This is a genomic window from Bacillus sp. ChL18 (assembly GCF_026241425.1).
Classification (GTDB): Bacteria; Bacillota; Bacilli; order Bacillales; family Bacillaceae; genus Bacillus; species Bacillus velezensis.
Map to the genome: position 1 here is coordinate 140,819 of NZ_JAPHWE010000003.1, position 14,661 is coordinate 155,479.

Annotated in this window: 2 protein-coding genes; both read left to right on the forward strand. The window is 51.8% G+C overall.

What is annotated here, in order from left to right:
• Positions 1–19: 19 nt before the first annotated feature.
• Positions 20–10,780, forward strand: a complete 10,761-nt coding sequence (gene srfAB / locus OQ477_RS17155) for a surfactin non-ribosomal peptide synthetase SrfAB (RefSeq protein WP_416346537.1) — start codon at positions 20–22, stop codon at positions 10,778–10,780.
• A gap of 34 nt (positions 10,781–10,814) precedes the next feature.
• Positions 10,815–14,651: a surfactin non-ribosomal peptide synthetase SrfAC gene (gene srfAC / locus OQ477_RS17165; RefSeq protein ID WP_265973333.1), complete on the forward strand. Its 3,837-nt coding sequence runs from the start codon at positions 10,815–10,817 to the stop codon at positions 14,649–14,651.
• Positions 14,652–14,661 lie beyond the last annotated feature (10 nt).

Genomic DNA, 14,661 nt, shown 5'->3' on the forward strand with positions numbered 1-14,661 from the left:
GAAAAGACAGAGGTGACATATGAGCAAAAAATCGATTCAAAAGGTGTATGCACTCACACCGATGCAGGAGGGAATGCTGTATCATGCGCTGCTTGATCCGCATTCTTCCTCCTACTTCACACAATTAGAGCTTAGGATTCACGGAAGCTTTCAGCTGGAGCTTTTTGAAAAAAGCGTCAATGAGCTGATCCGGACATATGACATCCTGCGTACGGTATTCGTGCACCAGCAGCTTCAAAAACCGCGCCAAGTCGTATTGGCGGAGCGGAAGACGAAGGTGCACTATGAAGATATCAGTCAATTAGATGAAGCGCGCCAAACTGAGTATATCGAACGCTATAAACGCGGCGTGCAGCAGCAGGGCTTTCATCTGGCGAAGGATATTCTCTTTAAAGCGGCGGTGTTCAGACTCAGTGAGAAGGAGCTGTATCTCGTCTGGAGCAATCATCATATCGTCATGGACGGCTGGAGTATGGGCGTTTTGATGAAAAGCCTGTTTCAAAACTATGAAGCGCTTCGTGCCGGCCGGCACGCCGGGGGAAGCCAGGGCAAACCTTACTCTGACTATATCAAATGGCTCGGAGGCCGGGATTATGAGGAAGCGGAACAATATTGGAGCAGCCGCCTGGCGGATTTCGAACAGCCGAGCCTGCTCCCGGGCCGTCTGGCAGCAGAAAAGAAAGACTACCAAAATGAAGAATATTCTTTTGTCTGGGATGAAGAGCTGGTCGCACAGATTCAGCAGACCGCCAACCGGCATCAAGTCACGGGGCCTAACCTGTTTCAGGCCGTTTGGGGTGCGGTGCTCAGCAAATACAACTATACAGACGATGTGGTGTTCGGCACCGTCGTATCAGGCCGTCCTTCAGAAATCAACGGCATAGAAACGATGGCGGGGCTGTTCATCAATACGATTCCTGTCAGAATCAAGATTGACAAAGGTGCAGCCTTTTCGGACGTGATGGCGGCAGTTCAGAAAAACGCCGTGGAAGCCGAGCGCTATGATTATGTGCCGCTCTATGACATTCAAAAGCGCTCCGCCCTGGACGGCAGCCTCTTAAATCATTTGGTCGCGTTTGAAAACTATCCGCTGGACAAAGAGCTGGAAAACGGGGGCATGGAGGAAAGACTCGGCTTTTCCATTAAAGTGGAACATGCTTTTGAGCAGACGAGCTTTGATTTCAATCTTATCGTGTATCCGGGAAAAACGTGGACTGTCAAAATCAAATACAATGGAGCGGCTTTCGCTCATGATGCCATCGAACGAACGGCGCACCATCTGACCCGCATGATGAAAGCCGCGGTCGGAACGCCTGACGCGCCCGTGCGGGAACTCGGCCTTGTTTCAGGCGAAGAAGAGCGGCAGATTGTTGAGGTATTCAATGATACGAAAACGGCGCTTCCGGAAGAGGAGGCCGTTCACCGTTTGTTTGAAGCACAGGCAAACCGGACGCCTGCAAGTATCGCGATAAAAGAAGCGGGACACGAATGGACCTACCGTGAAGTGAACGAAGCGGCCAACCGCCTGGCGAGACACCTTGTGAAGAGCGGGCTGGAAAAAGGCCGGACCGCCGCTATTATGAACGACCGGTCTGCGGAAACCGTTGTCGGAATGCTTGCCGTCTTAAAAGCAGGCGGCGCATATGTGCCGATTGATCCGGCTTTTCCGGAGGACCGTCTCCGCTTTATGGCGGAAGACAGCTCGATTCGGCTCGTGCTGACAGTTCAGGACTATCAAGAACAAGCGGGCGCATTGCAAGTCCCGGTCGTCATGCTGGATGAAAGCGCGGATGAAACGGTAAGCGGAACAGACTTGAATCTTCCGGCCGGCGGCAACGACTTGGCGTATATCATGTATACATCCGGATCGACCGGCAAACCGAAAGGCGTCATGATTGAACACAGAAATATCATCAGGCTCGTCAAACATTCGAATTACGTGCCGGTTCATGAAGAAGACCGGATGGCGCAAACGGGAGCCGTCAGCTTTGATGCCGGAACCTTCGAAGTCTTCGGCGCATTGCTGAACGGAGCGTCATTGCACCCGGTGAAAAAAGAGACGCTGCTTGACGCCGGACAATTCGCCCAATTTCTGAAAGAGCAGCGGATCACGACCATGTGGCTGACGTCTCCGCTGTTTAATCAGCTTGCCCAAAAGGATGCCGGCATGTTTAACACGCTCCGGCACCTCATCATCGGCGGTGATGCGCTTGTGCCGCATATCGTCAGCAAAGTGAGAAAGGCATCACCGGAGCTGTCGCTTTGGAACGGCTACGGGCCGACTGAGAATACGACGTTTTCGACGAGTTTTCTCATTGATCAGGATTATGACGGTTCGGTCCCGATCGGGAAGCCGATCGGAAATTCCACTGCGTACATTATGGACGAAAACCGCAACCTCCAGCCGATCGGCGCGCCCGGTGAGCTGTGCGTCGGCGGAAGCGGAGTGGCAAGGGGCTATGTGAATCTGCCTGAATTAACGGAGAAGCAGTTTGTCCGCGATCCGTTCAGACCGGATGAAATGATATACCGGACGGGGGACTTGGCGAAGTGGCTTCCGGACGGCACGATCGAGTTTCTCGGCAGAATTGACAACCAAGTAAAGGTCCGCGGTTTCAGAATCGAGCTCGGCGAAATCGAGGCGAAAATCAGCCAGGCGGAGAATGTGACGGAATCTGCGGCTGTGATCCGGAAAAATAAAGCGGATGAAAATGAAATCTGCGCTTACTTTACAGCAGACCAAGCTCTTTCGCCGGAAGACCTGCGCAAAACGCTTTCGGAATCACTTCCGGAATATATGATTCCCGCGCACTTCATCCAGATGAATCAGTTTCCGCTGACGGCGAACGGAAAGATTGATAAAAAAGCGCTGCCTGAGCCTCAGGCTGAAGCCGTTCAAAAAGAATACGTAGCGCCGAAAACGGAAGCGGAGCAGAAACTCGCGGACATTTGGGAAGGCATTCTCGGTGTAAAAGCGGGTGTGACTGACAATTTCTTCACGATTGGCGGACATTCTTTAAAAGCCATGATGATGACCGCTAAAATCCAGGAGCACTTTCAAAAAGAAGTGCCGATTAAAGTGTTATTTGAAAAGCCGACCATTCAGGAGCTTGCGCATTATTTGGAGCATGAGAGCGAGGAGGAACAGCAGTTTGAACCGATCCGACAAGCGCCTTATCAGAAGCATTATCCTGTTTCCTCAGCACAGCGCAGGATGTATATCCTTAATCAGCTCGGACAGGCCAGCACGAGCTACAACGTCCCTGCTGTACTTTTGCTGGAAGGATCAGTAGACAAAAAGCGTCTTGAGGAGGCCATGCAGGCATTAATCAACCGTCATGAGACACTGCGTACGTCGTTTGACATGGCAGATGGAGAAGTTGTGCAGACCATTCATAAAAATGTGTCGTTTGAGCTTGAAACCGCCGAGGGCCGGGAAGAAGATGCAGAAGAGCTGACAAAAGCCTTTATCAGGCCGTTTGCGCTCAACCGCGCGCCGCTTGTCCGTTCGAAGCTGATCCGGCTTGAAGAAGATCGGCATCTTCTGCTGATTGACATGCACCACATTATTACGGACGGAAGCTCAATGGGCATTTTCATCGGTGATCTTGCGAAGCTTTATCAAGGCACGGAGCTTGCGCTGCCAAAGATTCATTATAAGGATTTTTCAATCTGGCAGCGTGAAAAAGCAAATCTCGAACAGCACGAAGCCTACTGGCTTGATACGTTCAAAGGCGATCTGCCGGTGCTGGATCTGCCGCTTGATTTCCCGCGTCCTGCCGAGCGCAGTTTTGAAGGGGAACGCGTCATCTTCGGGCTTGATAAACAGGTGACGGCGCAGATTAAGAAGCTGCTGGCTGATACGGATACGACGATGTACATGTTCTTGTTAGCCGCTTTTCAAGTGCTGCTGTCCAAATATTCGGGTCAGGAAGACATCATAGTCGGGTCTCCGGCGGCCGGTAGACAGCATCCTGATCTCCAAGACGTGCCGGGCATGTTTGTCAACACAGTTGCGCTTCGATCGCATCCTGCCGGCAAAAAAACGTTCAAACAATTTCTGGATGAGGTGAAAACGGCGAGCCTTCAAGCTTTTGAGCATCAAAGCTATCCGCTTGAAGAATTAATTGAAAAACTGCCGTTAACGAGGGACACAAGCCGGAGTCCGCTGTTCAGCGTGTTATTTAATATGCAGAACATGGAGATCCCGGCCCTGCGGCTCGGAGATTTGGAGATTTCTTCATACTCCATGCATCATCATGTCGCTAAATTTGATCTTTCCTTAGAAGCGGCTGAACGCGGAGAAGAGGTCGGATTGAGCTTTGATTACGCGAAAGCCTTATTTGCGGACGAAACCATCCGCCGCTGGAGCGCTCATTTTGTCAATCTGATTAAAGCCTGCGCCGAAAATCCGGATATTCAGCTGGCCGACGCAAGCCTGCTGTCCGCTCCTGAACGGGAAGCGCTCCTTTCTGATGAAAAACGTACGGAAGCGGAACTGCCTGAGGGCACTTTTGTTTCGCTGTTTGAACGGCAAGCGCAAAAAACGCCTGATCTCACGGCGGTTGCGGGCGGAACAAGTCTGACATATCGTGAGCTTGATGAACGCTCGAACCGGTTTGCCCGCCACCTTCAGGCTTGCGGAACGGGCAGTGAGGACATCGTGGCCATTATGATGGATCGTTCGGCCGACTTGATTACCGCGATTCTCGGCGTCATGAAAGCCGGAGCGGCATTTCTCCCGATTGATCCTGAGACTCCTGAAGAGAGAATCCGCTACTCTCTCGAAGACAGCGGAACGAAGCTTCTGGTCGTCAATGAGAGAAACATGACCGCGGCCGCCGTTTATAAAGGAAAAACGGTCGTAATGGAAGACGGAGAATGGCAGAACGAAAGCGCCGGCCGGCTTGAAACGAATCCCGGCGCCGACCAGCTTGCCTATATCATTTATACCTCGGGAACAACGGGCAAACCGAAAGGCGTCCAGCTGGAGCACCGCAATCTAATCAATTATGTCACATGGTTCAGCCGTGAAGCCGGTTTGACCGAAGCTGACAAATCTGTGCTGCTGTCTTCTTACGCATTTGATCTCGGCTATACGGCTATATTCCCTATTCTTCAGGCGGGCGGCGAGCTGCACATTGTGCCGAAAGAGACGTACACCGCGCCTGATCAGCTTGGTGAGTATATACAGAAAAACGGCATTACGTATGTGAAACTGACGCCGTCATTGTTCCATATGATCGTCAATACAGCCCGTTTTGCGGCAGAACGCCGTTTCAGCCCGCTTCGTTTAGTGGTGCTCGGCGGAGAAAAGATCATCACGTCCGATGTCCGCAAGTTTCATGACGTATACGCCCATACCGACTTCATCAATCACTACGGGCCGACGGAAACGACGATCGGCGCCATTGCCGGACGGATCAATATGGAGCGCCTTGATCAATATGAGCAGCGTCCCGTCATCGGCCGCCCGATCGCGAATACCGGCGCGCTTGTATTGGACGGAGCAATGCAGCTCGTTCCTCCGGGCGCAAGCGGCGAGCTTTATATTACCGGGAAGGGGCTTGCCAGAGGATATCTTCACCGTCCGCAGCTGACGGCGGAGAAATTTCTCTCAAATCCTTTTTCACCGGACAGCCTCATGTACAAAACGGGAGATGTCGTCCGCAGGCTTCCTGACGGGACGATTGAATTTATCGGCCGTGCGGATGATCAGGTGAAAATCCGGGGCTACCGCATTGAATTAAAAGAGGTTGAAACCGTGCTGTTAAGCGTAAACGGCATTCAGGAGGCAGTCGTTCTCGCAGTCAGCGAAGGCGGGCTGCCGGAACTGTGCGCGTACTATAAAGCCGGCAGCGAGCTGAAAGGCTCTGAGCTTCGCAAACGGCTTTCCGAAACATTGCCGTCTCATATGCTTCCGGCTTATTTCGTGGAAGTAGACCGCATTCCGCTCACAGCCAACGGAAAAACTGATAAAAACGCCCTGCCGAAACCGGGCGTCAGCCAAACGGCGCAAACAGTTTCAGCCTTGCCGGAAACGGAATTGGAGGAAAAGCTGTGCCGCATTTGGAAACAGACACTCGGTACGGATACGCTCGGCATCGACGATAATTTCTTCGATTACGGCGGGCACTCTTTAAAAGGCATGATGCTCCTCGCCAATATTCAGGCTGAACTGGACAAAACGGTTCCGTTAAAAGCGCTGTTCGAACAGCCGACTGTCCGCCTGCTTGCCGCATATATCGAAAAATCGGCGGTATCTGAGGGATATCGGGTGATCACACCGGCAGACAGTGCAGACGCGTACCCGTTATCATCCGCCCAAAAACGGATGTACGTACTGAACCAGCTTGACCGGGAGACAATCAGCTATAATATGCCGTCCGTTCTTCTGATGGAAGGAGAAGTCAATATTTCAAGGCTTCAGGAAGCCCTCAATCAGATGATCAATCGCCACGAGTCTTTGCGGACGTCCTTTATCGATCAAAACGGCCGCCCGATGCAGCAGATCGCAGAACAGGCTGACATTGACCTGCACATCTTTGAAGCAGCGGACGAGGAGAAAGCAAATCTAATCATTCAGGCATTCATTAAGCCGTTTGATCTGAGCGCGGCTCCGCTCATTCGAGCCGCTCTTGTTAGACTGAATGAAAAGAAACACCTGCTGCTGCTGGATATGCATCATATTATTGCCGACGGCGTGTCCAGAAGCATGCTGGTCAAAGAGCTCGCTCACCTTTATAAAGGGGGAAGTCTGCCGTCGCCGAACCTGCACTATAAAGACTTCGCCGTCTGGCAGAATGAACCTGAGCAGGCCGAACGGATGAAAGACCATGAGCGTTATTGGCTCTCCGCATTTTCCGGCGAGCTTCCTGAATTGAATCTGCCGACTGATTTTCCCCGTCCGCCGGTCCAAAGTTTTAAAGGACAATCCGTCCGTTTCAGAGCGGGGCGTGAAACGGAAAAAGCGGTGCGTGAATTAATGGAATCATCGGGAGCGACTCTTCATATGGTGCTTCACGCCGCGTTCCATGTCTTTTTGAGCAAAATCACGGGGCAGCGCGATATCATTATCGGCTCGGTGACAGCCGGAAGAACGAGCGCCGAAGTTCAGGAAATGCCGGGGATGTTTGTCAATACGCTTGCGCTTCGCAATGAAACGCGCAAAGAGCAGACCTTCGCCGGGCTGCTCGAACGGGTGAAACAAACCAATCTCGACGCGCTGGCGCATCAGGATTATCCGTTTGAGGATCTGATCGGAAAGCTTGACCTGCCGAGAGACATGAGCCGCAACCCGTTGTTCCAGGTCATGATGACGACAGAAGATCCGGATAAAGAAACACTGGAACTGGAGAACCTGCGCATCACTCCGTATGAGTCGAACCAAGGCACGGCGAAATTCGATCTGACACTCGGCGGCTTTACGGATCAAGAAGGCCTCGGCCTTCAGTTTGAATATGCGGCTGATCTGTTTAAAAAAGAAACAATTGAAAAGTGGAGCGCCGGGTTCCTGCGGATTCTGAAGCAAGCGGCAGAAAGCCCGGACAGAAAGCTGCCTGAGATTTCACTGATCAGCGATGCTGAAAAACAAGCTCTCCTCAACGCATGGAAAGGAAAAACAATTTTTGTGCCGCGGGACAAAACGGTTCACCGTCTCTTTGAAGAAACGGCCGCCCGCCACGCGAACCGGCCGGCCGCGGCATACAACGGCGCGAAGTGGACGTACGGCGAGCTGAACGCAAGGGCGAACCGCATCGCACGCATTCTCATGGACTGCGGCGTCACGGCTGACGAACGTGTCGGCATTTTGACGAAACCGTCCTTGGAAATGGCCGCGGGCGTACTCGGCGTCTTGAAAGCGGGCGCGGCATTTGTGCCGATTGACTCCGAATACCCGGAAGAGCGGATCAGCTACATTCTGCAGGACAGCGGCGCCAAGCTTCTTCTCACACAGGAAGCGCTGGACGTACCGGAAAGCTACAAAGGAGAAACGATCCTGCTTGACGGCGGACGCTCCATTCTGAGCCTGCCGCTTGATGAAAACGATGAAGCGAATCCGCAGACAGAAACAACGGCGGATCATCTCGCTTATATGATTTACACGTCAGGAACGACCGGACAGCCGAAGGGTGTCATGGTCGAACACCATGCGCTGGTGAACCTGTGCTTCTGGCATCACGACGCATTCGCCATGACGGCGGATGATAAAAGCGCCAAATACGCGGGCTTCGGTTTTGACGCCTCCATCTGGGAGATGTTCCCGACATGGACCATCGGCGCGGAGCTTCACGTCATTGACGAAGCGATCCGGCTGGATATCACCCGCTTAAATCACTATTTCGAGGAGAACGGCGTGACCATCACCTTCCTGCCGACGCAGCTGGCCGAACAATTTATGGAGCTGGAAAATACCTCCCTCCGCATGCTTCTCGTCGGCGGCGACAAGCTGAAGCGGGCGGTGAAACAGCCGTACACGATCGTCAACAACTACGGCCCGACGGAAAACACCGTCGTCGCGACAAGCGGCGTCATCAATCCGGAGGAAGGATCGCTTTCGATCGGACGGGCGATTGCCAATACGAGAGTTTATATTCTCGGGGACGGCGATCAGGTGCAGCCGGAAGGCATTGCCGGTGAATTGTGTGTGGCCGGCCGCGGTCTTGCGCGCGGATACCTGAACCGTGAAGAAGAAACGGCGAAGCGGTTTACCGCAGATCCGTTCGTGCCCGGCGAGCGCATGTACCGGACCGGCGACCTCGTCAAATGGAACGCGCAGTGCGGCATTGAATACATCGGCCGTATCGACCAGCAGGTCAAAGTGCGGGGCTACCGGATCGAGCTTTCAGAAATCGAAGTCCGCCTCGCCCAGCTTGCGGACGTTCATGACGCAGCGGTGACGGCGGTGGAAGACAAAGCGGGCAATACCGCGCTTTGCGCCTATGTCGCGCCTCAGCAGGACGATATTGAAGCGCTCAAATCCGCGCTGAAAGACACGCTGCCTGACTACATGGTGCCGGCATTCTGGGTGGAGATGGACGAGCTTCCGGTCACCGCAAACGGAAAGATTGACAAAAAAGCCCTGCCGGAACCGGACATTGAAGCGGGAAGCGCCGCTTACAAAGCGCCGGAAACGGAGATGGAGACGCTGCTTTCTGACATTTGGCAGGAAGTGCTCGGTCTTGACCAGATCGGCGTAAGCGATAATTTCTTCACGCTCGGCGGCGATTCGATCAAAGGCATCCAAATGGCGAGCCGCCTGAACCAGCACGGCTACAAGCTGGAGATGAAGGATCTTTTCCAGCATCCGACCATCGAAGAGCTCGTCTCTTATGTGGAGCGGACGGAAGGCAAGCAGGCCGACCAGGGCCCTGTCGAAGGCGAAGCGGAGTTAACGCCGATTCAGCGCTGGTTCTTTGAACGAAACTTTACCGACAAACACCACTGGAATCAATCCGTCATGCTTCACGCGAAAGACGGCTTTGATCCGGACCTGGTGGAAAAAACCCTGCAAGCATTGATTGAACACCATGATGCGCTCCGCATGGTTTACCGTGAAGAAAGGGAAGGCATCATTCAGACATACCTCCCTGCCACAGAATGCAAGGCAAGCTTTGACATCGTTGATCTGTACGGAACTGACGAGGATATGCTGAAAAGCCAGATTCAGCGGCTTGCCGATCATCTTCAGGGAAGTCTTGATCTGGAGAACGGTCCGCTGTTAAAAGCGGAGCAATACCGGACAGAACAAGGCGATCATCTGTTAATCGCGATTCACCATCTCGTCGTGGACGGGGTTTCATGGAGAATTCTGCTTGAGGATTTCGCTTCAGGTTATAAACAGGCGCAGCAGCAAAACAGCATCGTCCTCCCGCAGAAAACCCACTCCTTTAAAGATTGGGCGGAGGCGCTGAACACATTTGCGCAATCAGAAGAGCTGAAAAAGCAGGCGGATTATTGGGCGCAGGCAGATGCGGAAGAACTCCAGCCGCTGCCGAAAGATCATGATCCGAACAAACGGCTCGTCAAACATACGGCGGCCGTGAAATGTGAATTGACTGAGGAAGAAACGGCGCAGCTGCTCACAGATGTTCATCATCCGTACGGAACGGAAATCAACGACATTCTGCTCAGCGCGCTCGGCTTAACGATCGGTGAATGGACGGAAAACGGCAAAGTCGGCATCAACTTAGAAGGACACGGCCGGGAAGAAATCATACCGAATGTCAATATTTCACGGACGGTCGGCTGGTTTACGGCCCAATATCCTTTGATTCTGCAGATCAGCAAGGAAGACGGCGTCTCTTCCGTTATTAAAACGGTAAAAGAGACGGTGCGGCGCGTTCCTGATAAAGGTGTAGGATACGGGATTCTCCGGTATCTGTCATCCGATAAAACAGAAAGAGGCGTCACGCCTGAAATCAGTTTTAACTACTTGGGGCAGTTTGACAATGAAGTGAAAACGGAATGGTTTGAGCCGTCTCCATATGATATGGGACGTCAAGTCAGCGAAGAGTCAGAGGCGTTATACGCACTGAGCTTCAGCGGGATGGTTACAGGCGGCCGCTTCGTCATTTCTTGCTCATACAATCAGCAAGAATATGAAAGAAGCACCGTCGAAACACAGATGCAGCGGTTTAAAGACAATCTCTTAATGATCATCCGCCATTGCACGGCCAAAGAGGAGAAAGAATTTACGCCGAGCGATTTCAGCGCGCAGGATCTTGAGATGGATGAAATGGGAGACATCTTTGACATGCTTGAGGAGAATTTAACGTGACAAAAACAGATAACAGAAGGGGGGAGCGGAGCAGATGAGCCAGTTCAAAAAAGATCAAGTTCAGGACATGTATTATTTGTCGCCGATGCAGGAGGGAATGCTGTTTCATACTCTCCTGAATCCCGGCCAAAGTTTTTACATCGAACAAATGACAATGAAAGTAAAAGGCAGCTTGAATATCAAATGCCTCGAAGAAAGCATGAATGTGATCATGGACCGGTACGATGTATTTCGTACCGTGTTCATTCACGAAAAAGTAAAAAGGCCGGTCCAAGTCGTATTGAAAAAACGGCAGTTTCAGATAGAAGAAATCGATCTGACACATGTAACGGACAGCGAGCAAACAGCCAAAATCAATGAATACAAAGAACAGGATAAGATCAAGGGCTTTGATTTGACGCGGGATATTCCGATGCGGGCAGCCATTTTTAAAAAATCGGAAGAAAGCTTTGAATGGGTGTGGAGCTACCACCACATCATTTTGGACGGCTGGTGCTTCGGCATCGTCGTGCAGGATCTGTTTAAGGTATACAATGCCCTGCGTGAACAAAAGCCGTACAGCCTGCCGCCGGTCAAACCGTATAAAGACTATATCAAGTGGCTTGAAAAGCAGGATAAACAAGCATCACTGCATTACTGGCGCGGGTACTTAGAAGATTTTGAAGGACAAACGACATTTGCGGAGCAAAGAAAGAAACAAAAGGACGGCTATGAGCCGAAAGAGCTGCTCTTCTCACTGCCGGAGGAGGAAACAAAAGCATTTACCGAGCTTGCAAAATCGCAGCATACCACTTTGAGTACGGCGCTGCAGGCGGTTTGGAGTGTATTAATCAGCCGCTACCAGCAGTCCGGCGATTTGATCTTCGGCACAGTCGTTTCCGGGCGTCCCGCAGAAATCAAAGGCGTTGAACATATGGTCGGGCTGTTTATCAATGCTGTTCCGAGGCGGGTGAAGCTGTCTGGGGATACCACATTTAACGGCTTGCTCAAGCAGCTGCAGGAGCAATCGCTGCAGTCTGAGCCGCATCAATATGTGCCGCTCTATGACATCCAAAGCCAGGCCGATCAGCCAAAGCTGATTGACCACATCATTGTGTTTGAAAATTATCCGCTTCAGGATGCAAAAAATGAAGAGAACAGTGAAAACGGCTTTGATATGGAGGATGTACACGTTTTTGAGAAATCGAATTATGATCTCAACCTGATGGCTTCTCCAGGTGATGAGATGCTGATTAAGCTTGCCTATAACGGGAATGTGTTTGATGAGGCGTTTATCCTGCGCTTAAAATCTCAGCTTCTCACAGCGATTCAGCAGCTCATCCAGAAGCCGGATCAGCCTGTCAATACGATCAGACTTGTTGATGAAAAGGAAAGAGAGCTTCTGCTTACCGGCTTAAACCCGCCGGCTCAGACTCATCAGGCGAAGCCTCTGACGGATTGGTTCAAGGAAGCGGTGAATGTAAATCCTGATGCGCCGTCGCTTACGTATTCCGGCCAGACTCTTTCCTACCGTGAATTAGATGAGGAAGCGAACCGTCTTGCGCGCCGTTTGCAAAAGCAAGGTGCGGGCAAAGGCTCCGTTGTCGCGTTGTACACGAAGCGCTCGCTTGAACTGGTGATCGGCATTCTCGGCGTATTAAAAGCGGGAGCGGCTTATCTGCCGGTTGATCCGAAGCTGCCGGAAGACCGAATCTCGTACATGCTGGCTGACAGTGCGGCAGCCTGTCTGCTGACACATCAGGAGATGAAAGAAAAAGCGGCTCAGCTGCCGTATACAGGAACAACACTCATCATCGATGATCAAGCACGGTTTGAGGAACAGGCAAGCGATCCTGCAGCCGCAATTGATCCCGATGATCCGGCGTATATTATGTATACGTCCGGCACAACCGGAAAGCCGAAGGGCAATATCACCACTCATGCCAATATTCAAGGATTGGTCAAGCATGTAGACTACATGGCATTTTCTGAAAAAGATACGTTCTTATCTGTTTCCAATTACGCCTTTGACGCATTTACCTTTGATTTCTACGCATCAATACTGAATGCGGCACGGCTCATTATCGCAGATGAACATACACTGCTTGATACAGAACGGCTCACTGATCTGATCTGGCAGGAGAATGTCAATGTCATGTTTGCGACAACCGCACTTTTTAATCTTCTCACCGATGCGGGAGAGGAGTGGCTGAGGGGGCTTCGCTGCGTGTTATTCGGAGGTGAGCGCGCGTCAGTGCCTCACGTCAGAAAGGCGCTTGAGATCATGGGGCCTGGCAAGCTGATTAATTGCTACGGGCCGACTGAGGGAACGGTGTTTGCGACAGCTCACGTCGTGCACGATATCCCGGATTCCCTTTCCTCATTACCGATCGGAAAGCCGATCAGCAATGCAAGTGTTTATATTCTTAACGGGCAAAATCAGCTTCAGCCATTTGGGGCTGTCGGTGAACTGTGCATCAGCGGAATGGGTGTATCAAAAGGGTATCTGAACCGTCACGACCTGACGAAGCAAACGTTTATTCCAAATCCGTTCAAGCCGGGAGAAACGCTTTACCGCACAGGGGATTTAGCACGCTGGCTGCCGGATGGAACAATTGAATACGCCGGGCGTATTGATGACCAGGTCAAAATACGCGGACACCGGATTGAGCTTGAAGAAATCGAAAAGCAGCTGCAGGAATACCCGGGTGTGAAAGATGCGGTCGTTGTTGCGGACCGCCATGAGTCCGGAGATGCATCAATCAACGCCTACCTCGTGAACCGGACGCCGCTTTCAGCTGAAGACGTAAAGAGGCACTTGAAAAAACAGCTTCCTGCTTACATGGTGCCGCAAACCTTTACTTTCTTAGAGGAGCTTCCGTTAACGACAAACGGGAAGGTCAATAAACGGCAGCTGCCGAAACCGGATCAGACTCAGCTGGCGAAAGAATGGATCGGGCCTCGAAACGCGACGGAAGAAACAATTGCGCACATCTGGTCCGAAATTCTCGGCAGACAGCAGATCGGGATTCATGATGATTTCTTCGCGCTCGGAGGCCATTCCTTAAAAGCGATGACGGCAGCGTCGCGCATTAAAAAAGAGCTCGGTACGGACATTCCGGTGCAGCTGTTATTCGAAGCGACGACAATCGCAGACATTGCCGGTTATCTGCTTCACGGTGAAGAAAAAGGTATGAAAAATCTCACCATCATGAATAAAAAACAGTCTGACACACTGTTTGCGTTCCCGCCGGTTCTCGGTTACGGGCTGATGTACCAGCCGCTGGCAAAACAGCTGTCCGGCTATAGAATTTGTGCGTTTGATTTTATCGAGGAAGACAACCGCATCGAACACTACACAGAGCTGATCAATCAGCTCCAGCCGGAAGGACCGGTCAAGATGTTCGGATACTCGGCAGGCTGCACGCTCGCCTTTGAAACGGCCAAACGGCTTGAAGCCGAAGGACGGAAAGTGGAGCGGCTGATCATGGTTGATTCTTATAAAAAACAAGGCATCAGCGACTTAGAAGGCCGCACCGTAGAAAGTGATGTCCAGGCCCTGATGAAGGTAAACCGGGACAATGAAGCGCTGAATAACGAAGCCGTCAAAGAAGGTCTCGCCAAAAAAACAAACGCGTTTTATTCTTATTTCGTGCATACCGTCAGCACCGGCACGGTCAAAGCGGATATAGATCTATTAACGTCAGCACCGGACTTTGCGATGCCGCCGTGGCTCGCTTCGTGGGAGGAAGCCACGACAGGTGAATACCGTGTGAAAAAAGGCTGCGGCACGCACGCAGAAATGCTTCAGGGAGAATGTCTCGAAAGGAATGCGGCATATTTGCTCGAATTCCTAAGGAAGGAACATCTGAAGCTGACAACTTCACGATAGAAAAGGAGGA

Coding starts and splice junctions, on each gene's coding strand:
- srfAC (WP_265973333.1), top strand. CDS start 10,815: ATGAGCCAGTTCAAAAAAGATCAAGTTCAGGACATGTATTATTTGTCG.
- srfAB (WP_416346537.1), top strand. CDS start 20: ATGAGCAAAAAATCGATTCAAAAGGTGTATGCACTCACACCGATGCAG.